This is a genomic window from Chitinophaga sp. OAE865 (assembly GCF_040546735.1).
GTDB lineage: Bacteria > Bacteroidota > Bacteroidia > Chitinophagales > Chitinophagaceae > Chitinophaga > Chitinophaga polysaccharea_A.
The window spans coordinates 4,039,499-4,056,079 of record NZ_JBEPOF010000001.1; the positions used below are offsets into that span (position 1 = coordinate 4,039,499).

Consider the following 16,581-nt stretch of genomic DNA (forward strand, 5'->3'; position numbering starts at 1 on the left):
CCCCATGAAAAATAAAATATCGAAGGAAGACCTCTCGATTAAAGTTCCTTCATTGAAAGTAGGCGATTTTGAAGGCAGTGATATGTCGTGGCTGCAGCAATAAGCAGTTACCTCACACTATCTTCCCATCTTTTCCAAACTCCTTGCGGATACCCGCCAGCACATCTTTCTGGCGGATGGTTTTATCGCCCCGTTTTAGTGCCATCAGGCAGCTGTAACGCACTACGTTGATAATGGTGCCGCCGGCCATTTCATATTTGAAGGCTACATCTTCCAGGTTCAGTTTATCTTCCAGTGCTACATGAGCTGGAAAGGACTGCTGCCAGATGCGCAATCGCTGCTCCGGTCCGGGCATGGAAAAATAGATCATAGATTGAAATCGTCGTGCAAACGCCTCGTCTATATTGGCTTTCAGATTGGTGGCCAGTATTACTACGCCGGGGAAATCCTCTACCCGTTGCAGCAGGTAAGCCACTTCCTGGTTGGCGTAACGGTCGTTGGAAGAGGACGTTTGCGTGCGCTTCCCAAACAACGCATCAGCTTCATCAAAAAATAAGATCCACTGCTGGTTAATTGCCCTGTCAAATACCTTCGACAGGTTCTTTTCCGTTTCACCAATAAATTTTGATACCACCAGCGATAAGTCGATGCGGTACACCTCCATGTTGAATGTTTTCCCCAGCAGGCAAGCGGTGAGCGACTTTCCCGTTCCCGGCGGACCATAGAACAGGCTGCGGAAGCCCGGTTTTATTTTATGGCTCATGCCCCAGTCGTGCAGGAGTGTAGTACCATGTTCTATCCATGTACGGATGTCTTCCACTTCCTCCATGGCATGTGGCTCCAGTACCAGGTCCTGCCAGCTGAGCCCTGTTTCAATACGTTTGGCAGGGAACTGCGTATTGTAATCCGGCCGGTAAGCCAGCCCCTGTGTAAACAGGCTGAGATACTCCTGCGAAAGGTTCAGGGCGCCGCTCAGCAGTGGTTCATCACTGGCTGGTGTAAGGTGCAGGATATGGTGTTTGCTGAAGAAATGATCGGGGCCGAAATACCGGGTCAGGTTAAACCGCTGCTGCAAACCATCTGTTGCCAACAGAAATGCAGCCGTTTCGCCGGTGGGCAGGAAGCCGCCATGCTGCTGCCCTTTAATGCCGCCAAATTCCGTGAAGCCCCTGTCGTACGTAGCATTCTTTACAAAAAAGATATCCAGCAGCTCCGGTCGTATATGTGGGATCAGCGCCAGCAGCACAATAACCCGTTCGGCAGGCGACATACTGTAGTGTTTAATGATCTGTGCATACACGGAAATATCCTCTGTAAGATCCGGTGCTGCCGGATATTCCACGGCTGTTTGCTGGAAGTATTGCTGCATGCGCGCTGCTGCCAGTAACCGGAACCACTCCAGTTCTTTTTCCAATGCAGCCGCATTGGCTGTTGTTAACTGTACGTCCATTCTGTATAAATTGTTTTTTCCATCCAGGGGGCTTTGATCATGCCAATGCCCCAGGGTAAGGTTTGAAGTATCAGGTCATACCCGCGCTCTTCTATCCGCAGCCACCAGTCGCCCTCTTTTTCCCAGAGCGCACCATCACGCTGCAGGAAGGCAGCGCGGAAGCCTTCCACGGAGGAATTGTTCATCTTCTCCCAACGCTGTATCACTACTTTCAGTAATTCCTCGCAGAGTTGCTTTTCTTCTGCCGTTAGCAGCATTTCCGCCGGTACAGGCTCCTCCAGCGGCAAGGCGCATAATATTTTGTTGAGCGCCAGTTCATGTTCTGTATGTTCCTCTTTCCCGGTAGCCATATATTGCAACAGGTGTACTGCACGATGTTGCGCCTCCCTGCTTACAAAGCCCTCATCGTTTACCAGGCCCACACGTTTAAAGCCATAGGGGATAAAGGGATGTAGTATGATGAGGCCGGCATTGCCGGTGTAAATAGTATCCAGGGGAGGTTTTTTAACTTTGGACCAGCTTTCCGGTTTCCGGGCAGGGGCTTCCGGTTCATTTACCACCGCTGCTGCCGTTTGCAGCCGGTCTTTTTCGTATAAGCTTTCCCGTAACAATGCCCGGTGCCGTTCTGTGTTAACGGATAGTTGTGCTTCCTGCTGCAATGCAGGCACCAGGTTACGTATATGCGTATAGGTGGGTACTGCCGTTTGCTGTGCGCTTTTAACCAGCCGGGTGATCAGTATTGTTGCAATGCCCGGCGCCGCTGTTTTTATAAAGTCAAGGAAACGGAGCGCATAACTGCGCGCATCATATACATGAATATGCGCTCCCAACAGCAGCAGGTGAAAACGCCGGAACACCTGTTGCAGCTGCATTTTCTCCTGGCTGCCGGGAAGCATTCCTTCCAGCAGCAGCTGCAGCTCCTGCAGTGCATCAGTCGCGTTGACGGTCCACCCGAGCGAAGTATCCTGCATAATGTCAGGAAAAGATGCCTCATCCAGGTGTTGCGCCATTTGTTCTATAAGCGCAGTATGTTGAAGTACTTTGCTGTAGAATACTTTTCTTTCCTGCCGGCTGCGCTGCTTGTAAAAGCGAACGGCCTTCCGCAGGTCTGTAATACCATCCTGGCTGCTGCCGCCGGCCGATTCCTGTAACAGCTGCAAGCTATCCTGTACGGCATATACATCCAGGCTTTGCCGGATATGGCTGTCGGGCGCCCCGGCGTAAAATGAGAATAACCCATATACCTGCAGTCTTGCTGCCAGCTGTTGACGGTAGTTGCTGAAGAGCTGCTGAAGTATACCCGGCGCCGCATTAAACAACAGTATCACTGCCGTCCTGATAATTTCATTGGTGGCTGATAAAGATAAAGACCCCAGTTTCTCCGGCAGCCGGTAACGGGTAAGGAACACTGTCAGCAATTGCCTGGCTTCTTCCAATATCTCCTGTTGCTGGTGTTCCGCGGTAATAGCGGTATAGCGTTGCATGCGTTGTAACAATGAGCGAAAAGCCACCGCCGGTTGATGGCGCCTGCCGCCGGCGTCGCCTGCAAATGTACTGCCGGCGCCAAAGAAGTTGCCGGGGGCCGGTACGCCGCCTGTTGTAAAAGTACCGCCGGTAGCAAATGAACTGCCGGTGGCAAACAGGTGATCTGCTGCAATGATTTTCTCCAGCCAGGGTTGCAGCAGTGCCTGTACCGGCTCAATATGCGGTTCCAGCTGAAGGAACAGCTCCTCCAGTTGCACAAATAATGATGGCGACAGGGTAATGCTGTCCTGTAGTGTTTTTATGTGCACTTCATGATATTCGTATAGCCATTGCAGTAATCGCGCGGCATAGGCGGCAGTGGTATTACCCGCAGCTGCCGGCAACTGGCCGCTGCTAAAGAATTGCTGTAGCCACTGGGTAACGGTTTGAGGCGATACCATTAGCTGTGCAGGCAAACGCTCCGTTCCCTGCACAGATGCGGCTGGAAAGGTCCATGCCTGCAGATCGCTGGCCAGCACGGTGTTCCCGGAAAGATGATTGATAACAGGCAGCAGCTGTTGCAACAGGAAACGGATCATCCGTGGCGCTGCCACAGGGGTTTCCGACCAGGCCGGCAGGAACAGGTGTTGCAGCAGTATTTCTTTATTGATCCTGCGGTAGCGGCCCGCAGCAAGCGATTGCCAGATGGCTTGCAGTATAAAATGTTCGGGGGGGATGGTGGTAATGGTAATAAACTGTTGTACGGCTATCAGCAATGTATATACGTTATCGTATACTTCTTCAGCGGCAGTGCTCATACCGCTTGTTTTCAGCAGCTGGAAAAATACTGCCGGCTTTACGCCGGTTACCAACCGCTGCATGGCCGCAGGCAGGGTGGCAGCATACTCCAGTATAGTAAGCGTTTGATCGGGATGCTGCACGGCCAGCTGTTCCAGTAAACTGTTCAGCGAGAAATGGGCATACGCTTTGCCCCACCACGATATACTGCCATAAGTGAGCAGGTGCAGGATCACGTCGCGGAGCAGCAGCCGTTTTATACCGGTGTCCGGGGCGAACGGCGTTGCTGCAATGGTGTCGTCTGCCCAGTTCTTTATCTCCATTAAATACCCGGTTTTTTCTACTTCAGCCGCATTTGTTTGCATCAGGCTGTTCCATCGGCCCGCAGCGGTCGGGTGCTGCAATACTGCCTGTAACATCTGTTTTAATGAAGCGGCAGAACGGTAGCCGGTATTCACAAACATCTGTTGTAATGATGCGGGCGTAATACCCGGCGCCCACCAGGGAATAGCGCCGTATAGCAGGTAGTAACGGAGCACGCTGATTTGTTCCCCGGTATCTGCCATTATTTTCTGGTAAGATGGATCACCGCCGGCAAGGAGTTTTCGTTCGTGGGTAACCGTTAGCTCGTCGTAAAGTGATTTGATATAACTGCCCAGACCTGTTTCAGGTATCGATGATTTATAGCGCCACCACGCTTCGTAAAACAGCGCCAGTATGGTTTCATAGGAAAGATTGAAATGCCGTGCCAGCTGAAAGAGGTTGCTGCGCACAAATTCCTTGCGATTAAAGTTGCTGCCCCGCTCCATAATGAGATAGGTGAGCATGAACAGCCATACCGCTTTTTCCAGTTCGCTGGTTTCCGTATGCAGTAATTGCTGTTGCTGTTGCAGCAGCAGTATTTCACGGCTGCCTGCAATAATAAACAACGCTTCTGCAGGCTCCAGTACTTCTACAACAGCTTGCAGTACGGTAACGGAAAACTGCCATACCATCCGCTCTCTTACACTGCGGCTTTGCCCGATACTGCGGATGAAATCCGCCAGCTTGCCGGGAGAGGACCTGGAGAGTTGCAGGATGATCTCTCCCGGTTGCGCGCGTTCGGCGGCAGTAGCCCACCAGGGCATTACGCCCTGCAACAGGAAAAAGGTCATCAGCTCCAGCTGCCGGTCGTCACCTTTGCGGATGGTAATATCCCCGTTAATGGTATGCTGCATGCCTGCATGCTGATGATGCAGCAGATCGGTGAGCATTTGTTGCATGGCGGCAAGGATCTTTGCAGGCAGCTCGGTTTCCATGTCTTTCACAGGGATGGTCCCGATGTTCAGTACCAGCCCGTCGATAGAAGCCATCATATCGGCCGGGATCAGTTGTTGCAGCAGCTCGTCCACGCCGTTGCTGATGCTTTGACGGAAAAGCATACTTACTTTGTCCTGCAATGCAAAAGCCTTTGGCCTGGAATCGTAGGTGATATCAAAACTGTATCGCCGGATGATGTGTGCTTCCATTATACGGTAACTACATAATGAGAGAATAACGGGTCCCTGATGATAAGCTCCATCAGGGCGTTGGCCGCAGAAGGCTTATCGGCTTCGCCGCGCATGGCTTTGAGCCAGTTAAAATAACGCAGCTCGAATTCCTGCATTGCGGCAATGCCTATCCAGCGGAAATACATACGGAACTGCACGGGCGTATGCTCACGGAACACTGCCTCGGTAAAGCTCCTGAATTCCTGGTGCTGGAAACGGGCCGGCCAGGAGGGAAGCACGATGCTCATGCCAAATCTGAAGAACTCTTCCTGCAGCATTTGAGAGGCCCCGTGTTTTACATATTTTACTACATGCACCTGGCGCGGTTGCCCTTCTTTCATTTGCCGGATCAGCAGCAGCAGGTCCAGCATTGTTTTTTCGACGGCAGCTTTTGAGGAAGGAGCCGTGAAATGGGCTGCTGTCAGCAACTCTGGTGTATCGCCGGGATAGAAGTAAATATTATACTGCTGTTGCAGCTGTTGCCAGCTGCCATATGCATCTTTTTCATTCAACGCGGCAACCAGCGACGCTATATTGTTCAATCGCGCTTCCCGCTCATCAAGCGTGAGCCATTGTGCATGCTGTAACAGTAGTTTATTCCCCCTGTCGCAGATGCGGAAACCAAAAGCCTTATCTGCATAAGCAGGCTTCAGCAACAGGTGCTCCAGCAGGTAACATCCTTCGGATGCCGTGCTGATCTGCTTCAGCTGGCGGATCATTTCTTTCTGCGCCTGCGTGGCTTCCCCATAGGTCTTTTCCCGGCTTACCACCTGCCACAAGGCATGTGCGGTGTGCCGGTATACTACCAGGTAAACGTCGTCTTCTCCATCGTAAACAATGCGGTAGTTAGCCGGATCCAGCCCGTACCGGAGCAGGGATACCGACTGCCGCCCGTAGTCATATTGTTTGCCGGTGATAATTCCCCCCGATGCGCTTTCTGCAATATTTACTTTGATCAGCTCATCTTTCACTTTATATTCCTTCACAAGGTGCACATGTATATGCGCTTCGGGAGCATGCGCCGGGGTTACTTTCCACTTAGCCGAGTCAAAGGCGGCAGTGAGCCGTTTCCGCTTTTCCTGCCGTATGTGCAGCAGTTTATGTAGCAGCGTTTCATAGCCGGAGAGCTCGCCTCCATCGAAAATATCTTCCCTGTAATTAAAAGAGCGGTTACGGTTAGCGCTCAGCGCAGGCAGGTCCCGGAGGATCTCCGCTTTCCACTCCAGTTCGGGGCTGATCCTTGCCGGAGCAGCATCGCGCCCGTAGGTCTGTTCATAAAAGCTCACGGGATATTTCAGCAACACCAGGTTAAAGCGGGCCAGCAAATGATCCAGTATGGTATTCTTTCGCTCCTGGTACACTTTATCCGGCTCCGCGGCCTCCTGCATATTTTTCATATATGGGTTACCGTTATCCTGGGTGAAGTCGTCCCAGGAAAGCGGGGCTTGCTGAGTGGTAAAAGCCTTCAGCAGTGTGGCGGCATGTGGTACGTTGTATAAAGGCTGGGTAGCATAGGTTATCGCGGGCACCTGCTGAAGGAAGGGCGAAAATAAGTTGCCGATATTACTTAGCTGTGCCAGGTAATTGGCCAGCAGCTGTTCAAAGAAGAGCAGGTAGGCTTTCAGTTGTTTGGCCTGTGCATGCCGGAGCGCGGGCGCATCTTTTTCCAGCCCTTCATGCCCTATGCCATAAATGGCAGGGAATTGGTGCTGCAGCGAATAGTACTGGCCAAGGTTGCGGTAGGTGGCCTTCAGTGGTTTGGAGGCCTCTGAATTTTTGTGGCCGGCAAACTTCCTGCGCGCTACTGTTTTTATCTGTTCATACATGTTGAGAAAACCGGCATCACGGAGATTGTATTCGAACTTATCGCTGGAGATCTTTATTTCATGTTTCTCGCTTATCATTTCCAGGAAAGGGTAATGGCCTTCCCTGATCTGCACGGGCTTAGCCTGGAAGGTACAGTTTTCGTCCGCCAGGTAAATGGCTTTTACCTTTGCTACGCCCGGTATCTGTGACAGGCTTTTCATCAGGTCTGCGGGGTCAACGGACTGCTTGCGGGGATGCAGGTCGCTGCCGGCAACAAATCCTTTTTTCAACAGCGGCCCTGTGTATATATCTTCTGCAGTATAACCGTTGATATACATTTCCGCGGCAGACACAAATCTTACCGGCGGATGCAGCGTCATTTCAAAGGCATTGCACATCAGGGCAAGGATCTGGTGAGGCTCATGCCTGCTGTCTACAATAATTTCCGCTTTGATAAAGATCTCCTGCGGTTGCAGGATGATTGCCGGCTCAAAGTCTTCCCCTATATTGCGGTACGACTGCAAAAAATGATCTGTTTGTACAGCCAGTTTCTGAATAAGGTCTGCATTGCCGGTCATGTTCTCTGCAATGGCATCTTCCACCTGTATAAATACCCGGTACACGCCTTTGGTACACCCGGATGGATGGGTGGTTTGCACAGGTTCTATCCAGATGTTCTCAATATTCTCTATTTCATCCAGCACAAGTTTCCGGTAGTCGTCTACTGTAACGGGAGCAGAGGTAAGCATATCTGCCCGCCGGAAAAAAGAATGTGGCAGCGGATCAATGTTGCCTTTTTTATCTGCCAGTATCTCCTCTATCGGGAAAGAGGTACGGTAGGCCGGATCCGTAATGGCATAGCACAGCTGCTGTAGGATAGTTACACCGGGATCATGCAGGTTGTAGTCGGTCCACTCGGTACCGGACAGTTCCTGCACACGGGCAATTGCTTCCTTCATTAGAAGATCATAATCCATTGCGGTGGCAATGGGTTTGTCTCTGTTGATCTGAACGGGAGTATCAGCCATATCGGTACATTAATAGTAATATTCTTCCGGCATAAACAACTCATCGCTCCATAGCCGGGTAATGTTGTAAAAAATTTCCACGCCTTCCCCGTAATTACTGTTGGAGCGCAGTTGCAGGGCATAGTTATGTGTACCGCCTTTCCAGCGTAATTTGATCTTGTTCCAGAAGAAGCCGTAGTGTGCGCAACGCTGGCTGATCCTGTTATGCGCACCACCATAGGCGGCCAGCGCGGTGGCGTGAAGTAGTGCCATCCTGCCTGCGCCTTTTTTACCGGTTCTGGCCATCACTTCAAAAGCCTGGCAGTTATCCAGCGATTCAAGGATGGGATGCCATTTGCCGTTGGCAGGAACGGTGCCTGTTTTAAAAGTGCCAACGCGGCCCTGCATACCTGCAAAGCCGTTGATGTCTGCCTTGAACCGGGGATCGCTTTTCTTTCCAATACCAAGATTGCCATTCGTATGAAAGAAGAAGCTTTTTCCCGGGCCGGTCTGGTCATCTTCACCGGTACCGGGTTTCATCCGCAGCGCGGGATAGTCCTGCTCATCTTTTTCCATACAGAAAAAAGGCTCAAGATCATCCGTGGCGCGGTAAAAGGAGAGCAGCCGTTTAGACTCGCCCAGCGTAGCCACCAGCAAACCGTTGTCTTCGTCTTTGGAAAAGCCGTCTTCCTGTTTATTGATGGTGGAATCTATCAGGTAGCCGAAATGATTTTCCGAAGGCATTACGCCGTTCCTGAAATATTGTTTGAGCTCATCACGCCCGTATACTTTTTTACTTTGTTGCATGTCCATATGTCCGGAATTTATATAAGGAGATGATTAGTTGATATCATGAGCATCATGGTGGCAGCAGGGAGATGGTAAGCATCTCTTCATCAGGTGCGTAATCCGGTCGTTGATCCGTTGCCGTTATAGCGGGGTGATCGTTGCCAATGATCAGCTCACAACTGATCTTCAACGCATCAATGCCCAATGGCTGCGGCGTTTTATATTCCGCTGAGCGCAGCACGGTGATCAGGTGCTCTTTCGATGGGATGAGTACCGATTGTGGTAAAGAAGGCCGGATCTCCTGCAGGTCGCCTGTGGCGGTGTCTGTGGCAAAAGCGGTGAGCACGCCCGTATCTTCATCTTTCGTATAATAAAAGTGCACAAGGGAAAAACCGGTAATATACTCCACGTAAGGCTGCCGGTTAATATAGTTGAGCAGCTCCGATTTATACAGGACGCTGCCTATCTTCAAATGGGAAGAAGGATCAAACAACCAGGGGCAAAGAAATTTCTGGATATCCAGTTGTAACTGTTGCAGGTGACTGTTCAGGTTGTTTTCCGACGGATCCCTGAACAGGATGCTGCACACTACTTTTACGCTTTCATACACCGGGTTACGGATAGACAAACGGACAAAGGGAGAGATATGCTGTTGCATAAAGGCCTTGATGCGGCACAGCGTATCCAGGTCTACCTTTGGTTCTGCGCTGATAAACAAACCGCTGTCCGATTGCCGGGGCACAACCACAATACTGGCGTCTTCGTCCCTGGCGCCGGGGGGCGCCGTTATACATTTTACGATCAGTATTTCCGGGAATGCTTCCAGCAATACCTGTGCAATATCCAGCGCGGTAACGGGGCGTTGCTTATGCCGCAGTCTTTCGCTTACGCGTGTATAAAATTTACTTTCCGATTCTCTCTTCCTTCCGCCGAAGGACGGGAACAATTGCCAGATGGCCTGGATGGTGCGGATATCCCGCTTCGTGTTCTTTATAGTCAGTGGAGGAATGGATAGCACTGATTCGAGGGAATTGCCAATGCCCTGTAATACCCGCTCTGCTGTTACAACATTGGGAAAAATGCCGATCACCCGGGGGGTGATACATTCATGGGAAGGAGTGGAGATCCTGATCCACCAGGTGCCTGGCTGCAGTATACTGTTGTTGGTATTGATGCCCGCAGGTACCCGGATCTTTACGATACCGCTCCGTGAAAGGTTATTGGTATTATCCGATAAAAGGCACATGCCGTCAAAAGGGTGCCATTTGTTATCTGCCAGGTAATGCCAGTGCAGTGGCGGGAGATCGGTAGTGGTATCGGTGAAATATTTATCTTCCAGCTGGAACAGCAGTGATAGTTCTTCCCTTGGTTTCAGCTGGTCAAAACCAATGTATAAATGTCCTGCTTCATTGAATACAGGCAGGAGTGAAAAATCGCTGACCCCATTGCCCGGGTAAATGGCTTCATTCCCGAATACGCCAACGTGATGAACTTCCATAGTTTCTCCTGCCGCAAATGTTTTTAAGGGCTTCAATGATTCGGAATGTTCCAGTGTATAACCAACGGAAATGGATTTTATCATCGGCGCATAAGGCAGGTTGGGTTGTGGTTTTTTACGGGAAGGATGTTTGGCATTGTATAAAATAATTTCCGGGAAGATAAGCGTATACAGCTGGTGCCCGAATGCTTCTGAAGGAGCGGCAAGCTCCAGTCTTACGGCGCCCTGCCTGTAACTGGTGGTACTGTGCTTTACTTCCTTGTTCATTTTCATCCCGTTGGTAAAACTGATCTTATTGAAGTCGGCGTTACTGATCAGGGAAGTATCGGACAGGTAGATATCGCCTTCTTTGTCGCGGTACGTTTGAAACAGCTGGAACAGTTCCTGGTTGCCACGTTCTGGTAAAAATACACCGTTGTTGATACTGCTTATGCCTACTTTGTAGGCGTTGTTGGTGATGCCGCCGGGATAGGCGGCATAGTAGCTGTCGAACCCGTTTATATTTTTGGGAAGATCCAGCCATTCCAGTTTAATATTGAAGTCTTTCGTATACTTATTAAACACATTGGTATTACAGATATCGAGAAACGAGCCTATTGCAGGCATGGGGCCAAACATCCGGAAGGAGTGGAGCGCATTTACCTCACCGATATTATTGTCCAGCTTTACCGCACGGAAGCCGCTTACCTTAGCCGTTACTGTTACCCTTTCCAGCACCAGGTGGCGCAGGAAGGAATAGGGGTGATGGAAGCTGTTATTGTTGAGCAATACTTTCAGCAATGGCAGGGCCGATGAAATATTGTTCCCATGTATTTCCGGGTCAAACACACAGAAAGCGGCTTCGCTGCTGCGCAGCAGGAAGTTGATCACAATGGCATTATCGGCCTGTTCTGTGGCAGTGCAGCGAACGTTGTAATGACTGATCCGTTCCCATCCTGCCGGCGAGGTATAGTAGAGAATGAATGCGCCCGACATCAGCTCACTGTTGGTGATAGCGGCGTTCCTGCCGGTAACGGCGGAGAAGTTCTGCAGGTATTTTATTAAGCCGGCATAACTGGCCGCGCTGAAATGCAGTCGCACCTGTACGGAGCGGGCGCCTTCTGTAAGATACAGCGTGGGCGATCCGATCATGAATCCCAGGGAAGCATCTTCCATGGTACGCACCGATTGGGAAAGATCATGCTGGTCTTCCCCCAGCAATGGCCAGGTAACAGGAGGGGTGGTAAGTTTGGCAAAAGCCGGTGGCGGAATTACCGGGTGAACGGCATGATAGATAGCTGCTTCGCAGATATTACTGGTTTGGAGTGATCGTGCGGCAATCTGTAAATAGTTACTTACATACAGGGTATGTATGGCGGTAATGGTAGTGGCATGTACTTTCAGATGCTCTGTCAGCTGGTATTTCAGCGGTTCCTTTTTAGCGGGACTGGGAGCAAGCAGTATCTCTCCCTTTTCCAGTGTAAGGTGACTGATCTGGGGAGCCGGCGTTACCAGGATATGTACTTTATCCGGTACTGCGTGGAGCGGTTCCATACCCAGTATGGTACGGTAGTAATAATCCAGGTGTCTTTTGGGTATTTCATTGATCTGGTCCTGCAGGTGCCTGTAAAGCTCCGTAAAGGTCATTAGCAGCCCCATATGCGGCGTATGTTTCCGTTCGCGGAGCTGGTTCTTCAGGTAAAAGGAAGAAGCGCTGGAAGTCTGGTAAAACTTTGTGCGCAGGGTGTCATAGATCTCATTCAGCGAAAAGAATCCGCTGAAGGTATCATCGCCGTCCGTGGAATGCGGGGAGATGCCGGGGAATAATTGCTGTAACCGGGCAGTAGTGGCAGTACCGCGCAGGGTATGGTGCCGGGTTGTTTCATAAGGGAACAGCTGCCTTACCTGTATTTCGTACCGGTATAGTTTGGTGGTTTCTTCTTCCACCGACCGGACCACCTGTTCCACATAATGCTGGATCACCCGCTGTTTATCTGCCAGGGCAAGCTTCTGCAATACATCCATCAGCTCAATGGCAATATCATAGAGGAGCACAAAGAAGCCGGCGGTATGTTTAAATAGACTGGCTTCATTATCAGCTTTTCCCATTGCTTCCCGCAGGTGAAGATATTTTTCCTCGTAAGCGGTGAACTGCAGGTTGGAGCAGATGATGAGCATGATCACAAGATCGGCATGAAAAAATTCCTGCCAGTCGCCATCCGGCTGATGCTGGAAATTATAGTAATTGAACTGGCTGGAAAGCGCTGTCAGCTGAGCCAGCAGGTCGAAAGTGCTCCGGTTGTCTACTTTTACATACCCAGGCTGCAATGCATTCAGTTGCCGTTCCAACTGGCTCACGCCATCCTGTATATTTTCAAAGTAGTTGTTCATCGTGTGCTGATATTGGTACCTTCCAGGAAATAGAACGGATATACCATGTTATGCCGGGTGTTGGTGGCGATCACGGTATAGTTGATCTGCACATACACCACGCCGCTTTCCATGGTCTGGTCTGCGATCTGGCAGTCGACAAGTTTGATCCGCGGTTCATACTCCAGCAGCGCATGATAAATGATATGATTCAGTTCTGCAGCGAAGCGGGAGTCTACCACTTCAAATATCATCTTCCTGATATTACAGCCAAAATCCGGCAGCATAATACGTTCCCCGGGAATGGTGCTGAGAATGATGCGGATACTTTCTTCAATATCTGCTATATCGGATACCATCAGCACAGATGCGTTGGGTTTATCAAAGGAAGGGGGAAAGCTCCAGCCTGTCCCTAAAAATGATTTGATCTCTTTTGCCATTGTTAACCTCCTATTAATACGGTAGGACATCCCAATACCACCACACCGCCGTGCGCGGTGCTGTCGCCCATGCGTACTGCAGGCCTGCCGCCTATCAGCACGGTGAACGAGCCCATGATAGCGGAATCCGGTGGCCCTACGCAGGTGCACAGGTCGCCCACTACGGAAGCGGGTAATCCTCCAATCAGCACCGTGGGCATGCCTGGTCCTACAATAGGTCCGCCTACATGCGGGATGGGTGGAAGAGCCGGCGTAATAAGCGGGCATACATGCATATCTGTGATCCTTGCGGCGGGTTGTCCCATGTTTTGTTTTTTATGTTAGTTAATCATTACCACGCCTCCCTGTATCACCGTGGACGCAGAAGAGGAGAGGGTGGCAGATGCATTGCCGGTGGCGCTGAGCGTAGTATCGGCCGATAACGAAAGCGTAGCCCCGCTCATTTCCAGCGCAGCGGTAGCTGCCGCATTGATGGATGCGCCGCTTAGTTTGAGCTGCCCCGTGGCTTCCAGTGTAAGATCGCTCGCGCTCTTGATGGTAATACCTGCCGGCGCCATGGTAATGGTGTTGCTGCTCTGGTCTTTCACCACTATTTCCTGCGAGGTATCGTTCAGCGTAATGCTGTTGCCCCCGGGTGTAACAACGGTGATGATCTTGTTCTGATCATCAAAGCTGATCTGCAGCTGGCTTTTGGTATACAGCGCCTTGATGTAATTGTTATTATCTGCCGGCGTTACCGGCGGTGTTTTCATCTTGCCATATAAAGAACCGATGATCACCGGGAAGCGCGGATCATTTTCTACGAACGCTACTACTACCTCATCGCCCACTTCAGGAAAAAATATAGCGCCTGCAGTGGCGGTGGCATAAAAGGTAGAGAGCCTGGCCCAGGTGCCCTGCTGCCCTGTGGCGGTACTGGCCAGCATCACCTGCACGCGGTACTCTGCGCCGGGATCTTCTGAAATAGCTACTACGGTGCCCAGCTGAAGCCCCTGGATGGCCGGCAGCTGCCCGTTTGCCGGTGAGTAGGAAAAATTCTCCCTTTCATAAATAGGCTTGCTGTTCAAACCAAACTTTGCATTGGTATTCCAGACGCCTTCTTTAAGCGTATGCGTTACTGCCCACACATAGGCGTTCCCGTTAAAGCGGGTGCCTACGCCTGATAAGGCGATCAGCGTATTGGGCCATACGGTGGCATTGCCCATGAAAGACACCTGCCCGCTGATAGATTCCAGCCGCATGCGTAATAAAGTGCTGTTGGCCCAGGCCTGCAGGCTCTCCTGCGCAAGAGGAGAATTGGATACCAGTTGCAGCGGGGTTTGGCTCAGTGCGGAAGCCAGTGTGCTGGCAGTGATATTGCCTTGTGCATTCAGCCCCGGTTCCTCTGCGTTGGCAGTGATCATAGCCAGTGTTTGCGGATCCCAGGCGGCAGCGGAAAGCGAAGGCACCTGCTTCTCCGCGTTCACGGAAGCATTGAAGCTGATCAGCGATTCACCGAAAGCTACAGATACTACGGGCTCCCCGCTCACTACCGGCGGCGCCGCCACTACCTTATCTTCTACCAGCGATACTACGTAACCGTTAAACTCTGCACGCGATAACAGGAAATCCCAGTCGGTGCAGAACTTTTGAAACACCAGTTCATTGATGGCGCTGGTGCTGGTTACCTCTCCGCTCAAACCATTATTGCTGATGGCGGTAGACATGATGGCACTGTCGACCTGGTTCATAAACACCGCATCTTTTTTAGTGATGGTCATTTTCACCGCGCTGTGCTTACAGGTAACGATCAGGTGAAATCCCTGGTCGGTAGCCTGTATGGTTTGCTTTACCACTATACCGGTAAAAATAGTTTCCTCACCGCTGTTGCCATACCCTGCAGTGATGGTAACGGTGTTGCCCGGTAAAAAGCTGTCGCTGTCGCTTGCCGGGAAATCGCCTATCACTCCTGTGGATGCTTTGGCGGTAGTACCGTCCGACAGCATAATTTCCGCATAAGAGATCCGGTTCAGTTCATGATGTATGGTCACAGATATAACAGGGTACGTATACTGCACGGCGGTGCCGTTTGCCGTGATGGTATAGTGCAGGGTAGGATCTGCTATATTGATAGGTACAACTGTTGCCATGAGCGCTTATTTCTTTAGCGGGGGGAAATAAAGCCCATCGCCCGGCCTGATATCATGAATACTGTTCAAACCATTTACCCTGGCCACTTCCATATAGTATCCCGGTTCCCCGTAGATACGGTAGGTCATTAATGGCAGGGTATCACCTGCCAGTACGGTGCGTATATGTGTAAGGTCCGGCGATGCTACGCCTGATTCTTTTATTTTCGTTGCAAAGGCTACGGACTCAATCACGTTAAGCTTTATCACTGCGCGTAATGCCGCACCGGTAGTGCTGAACAGGCTGTATTTAATGTTGATGGTTTTGCATACGCCTGTGAAAGTAGTATTGCCCCAGGTGATCCGCAGATAGTTGGGCCGGTGGTCTTCTCCCTGGTAATTGTAAGCGATGTTCATCACTTTTTCAATATAGGCATCTACGGTAAGCCCGCCGGGAATGGGTATCACGCCGGTGCCGTCTACCAGCAGCTCCAGGTTAAAATTACCGGACTCCATGCTGCTGAAGATCTGTGTAGGCGCAACGGCGCCCTGCTCATCCGTGTTCTTGTAATTGATGGTATAGTTGAGCGTATAACTATCCGGGTTGATCACTGCTGATACGCTGTCGATCAGCTGTGTGGTTTCAGGGTCGGCATAGCCGGCCAGTAATAATTTCGTAGGTCCTCCTGTAGTGTTATTCATCTTGCGGGTGAGTTCTCTATGCGGGTAATTAATTTATCCATGCATTCCCTTACTATTTTATCTTTCAGGGCCTGCAGGTCTTTGATGCCGGTATTTGCGGCCTGTTGCGGAGGATGTTCTTCTATGGTGACCTTGATCACCAGTTCTCTTATTTCCAGAGGCATAACTAACTGATTTGTTGAAAATAATCATAGCATAGTTCCAGCGTTTCCAGGGCAATGGAATTTTCCTGCGCTTTGAATTCAGATACTTTATATGCTACGGGATACGCATTTAAAAACTGCCAGGAAGCTACCAGTCCCCGGTTGGCGTTCATCAGGCTTACCGTTACCGGTATGGGAGAAAAGGTAAAGAGGTTAATGGCATTCTGTGCCCAGGTGATCAGTTGTGAACCGGTGAGCATCCCTCTTTTAAGCACCAGGTTCCCGTATTTTGGCGGCTGCGGAAGCCGGTGAATAAACCTGTTTTCTCCTCCTTCCTTTGCTTCCAGCGGTGTAATGGTAGCGGTAAGACCACTCACTTCCTGGAAGCTGCCCTCATTGCTGCCGGTGATTCCCGGTACATTTACCCTGAAGTAAAATCCTACGGGCGGATAAAAGGGCGTTTGTGCAGATGATGGCGGTGGTGGCGGAATTGGCATG

The 16,581-nt window shown here is 50.8% G+C and carries 11 protein-coding genes; all 11 read right to left on the minus strand.

What is annotated here, in order from left to right; genetic code table 11:
• Positions 1–112: 112 nt before the first annotated feature.
• The 11 genes from ABIE50_RS16465 to ABIE50_RS16515 are packed head-to-tail and all read right to left on the minus strand — an operon-like array spanning position 113 to position 16,580.
• Positions 113–1,450 carry an ATP-binding protein gene (locus tag ABIE50_RS16465; protein ID WP_209857357.1) on the minus strand — a complete coding sequence of 446 codons (1,338 nt, stop codon included), beginning with the start codon at positions 1,448–1,450 and terminating at the stop codon, positions 113–115.
• Entirely contained in the window at positions 1,435–5,220 is a 3,786-nt protein-coding gene (locus tag ABIE50_RS16470; RefSeq protein WP_209857359.1) for a contractile injection system tape measure protein, read from the minus strand. Before ABIE50_RS16470 ends, ABIE50_RS16465 begins: the two co-directional genes overlap by 16 nt.
• On the minus strand, positions 5,220–8,075 hold the full coding sequence (locus ABIE50_RS16475; protein WP_209857361.1) for a baseplate wedge protein: 2,856 nt from the start codon (positions 8,073–8,075) through the stop codon (positions 5,220–5,222). Before ABIE50_RS16475 ends, ABIE50_RS16470 begins: the two co-directional genes overlap by 1 nt.
• Positions 8,076–8,084: 9 nt before the next feature.
• The gene (locus ABIE50_RS16480) at positions 8,085–8,867 is read right to left on the minus strand and encodes an adhesin (RefSeq protein WP_142686677.1); all 783 of its coding nucleotides are present in this window, start codon (positions 8,865–8,867) and stop codon (positions 8,085–8,087) included.
• A 46-nt stretch (positions 8,868–8,913) separates the two neighbouring features.
• Positions 8,914–12,711 (minus strand): baseplate J/gp47 family protein, encoded by a 3,798-nt coding sequence (locus ABIE50_RS16485; protein ID WP_209857363.1) that lies wholly within the window; start codon positions 12,709–12,711, stop codon positions 8,914–8,916.
• Positions 12,708–13,130 carry a GPW/gp25 family protein gene (locus tag ABIE50_RS16490; RefSeq protein ID WP_209857365.1) on the minus strand — a complete coding sequence of 141 codons (423 nt, stop codon included), beginning with the start codon at positions 13,128–13,130 and terminating at the stop codon, positions 12,708–12,710. Before ABIE50_RS16490 ends, ABIE50_RS16485 begins: the two co-directional genes overlap by 4 nt.
• Positions 13,131–13,132: 2 nt before the next feature.
• Positions 13,133–13,435 carry a PAAR domain-containing protein gene (locus ABIE50_RS16495; protein WP_142686680.1) on the minus strand — a complete coding sequence of 101 codons (303 nt, stop codon included), beginning with the start codon at positions 13,433–13,435 and terminating at the stop codon, positions 13,133–13,135.
• Positions 13,436–13,450: 15 nt separating this feature from the next.
• Positions 13,451–15,259 carry a type VI secretion system tip protein VgrG gene (vgrG, locus tag ABIE50_RS16500; RefSeq protein WP_209857367.1) on the minus strand — a complete coding sequence of 603 codons (1,809 nt, stop codon included), beginning with the start codon at positions 15,257–15,259 and terminating at the stop codon, positions 13,451–13,453.
• 6 nt (positions 15,260–15,265) lie between these two features.
• Entirely contained in the window at positions 15,266–15,940 is a 675-nt protein-coding gene (locus ABIE50_RS16505; RefSeq protein WP_142686682.1) for a CIS tube protein, read from the minus strand.
• A complete protein-coding gene (locus ABIE50_RS16510) occupies positions 15,937–16,104 on the minus strand; it encodes a DUF5908 family protein (RefSeq protein ID WP_185937292.1) in 168 nt (55 codons plus the stop codon). Before ABIE50_RS16510 ends, ABIE50_RS16505 begins: the two co-directional genes overlap by 4 nt.
• Before the next feature lie 2 nt (positions 16,105–16,106).
• The gene (locus tag ABIE50_RS16515) at positions 16,107–16,580 is read right to left on the minus strand and encodes a phage tail protein (protein WP_142686683.1); all 474 of its coding nucleotides are present in this window, start codon (positions 16,578–16,580) and stop codon (positions 16,107–16,109) included.
• Between the last annotated feature and the right edge of the window lies 1 nt (position 16,581).

Excerpts from the sequence above, each read along its gene's own strand:
- ABIE50_RS16490 (WP_209857365.1), bottom strand. The coding sequence starts at position 13,130 with ATGGCAAAAGAGATCAAATCATTTTTAGGGACAGGCTGGAGCTTTCCC.
- vgrG (WP_209857367.1), bottom strand. The coding sequence starts at position 15,259 with ATGGCAACAGTTGTACCTATCAATATAGCAGATCCTACCCTGCACTAT.
- ABIE50_RS16470 (WP_209857359.1), bottom strand. The coding sequence starts at position 5,220 with ATGGAAGCACACATCATCCGGCGATACAGTTTTGATATCACCTACGAT.
- ABIE50_RS16465 (WP_209857357.1), bottom strand. The coding sequence starts at position 1,450 with ATGGACGTACAGTTAACAACAGCCAATGCGGCTGCATTGGAAAAAGAA.
- ABIE50_RS16475 (WP_209857361.1), bottom strand. The coding sequence starts at position 8,075 with ATGGCTGATACTCCCGTTCAGATCAACAGAGACAAACCCATTGCCACC.
- ABIE50_RS16510 (WP_185937292.1), bottom strand. The coding sequence starts at position 16,104 with ATGCCTCTGGAAATAAGAGAACTGGTGATCAAGGTCACCATAGAAGAA.
- ABIE50_RS16515 (WP_142686683.1), bottom strand. The coding sequence starts at position 16,580 with ATGCCAATTCCGCCACCACCGCCATCATCTGCACAAACGCCCTTTTAT.
- ABIE50_RS16505 (WP_142686682.1), bottom strand. The coding sequence starts at position 15,940 with ATGAATAACACTACAGGAGGACCTACGAAATTATTACTGGCCGGCTAT.
- ABIE50_RS16485 (WP_209857363.1), bottom strand. The coding sequence starts at position 12,711 with ATGAACAACTACTTTGAAAATATACAGGATGGCGTGAGCCAGTTGGAA.
- ABIE50_RS16495 (WP_142686680.1), bottom strand. The coding sequence starts at position 13,435 with ATGGGACAACCCGCCGCAAGGATCACAGATATGCATGTATGCCCGCTT.
- ABIE50_RS16480 (WP_142686677.1), bottom strand. The coding sequence starts at position 8,867 with ATGGACATGCAACAAAGTAAAAAAGTATACGGGCGTGATGAGCTCAAA.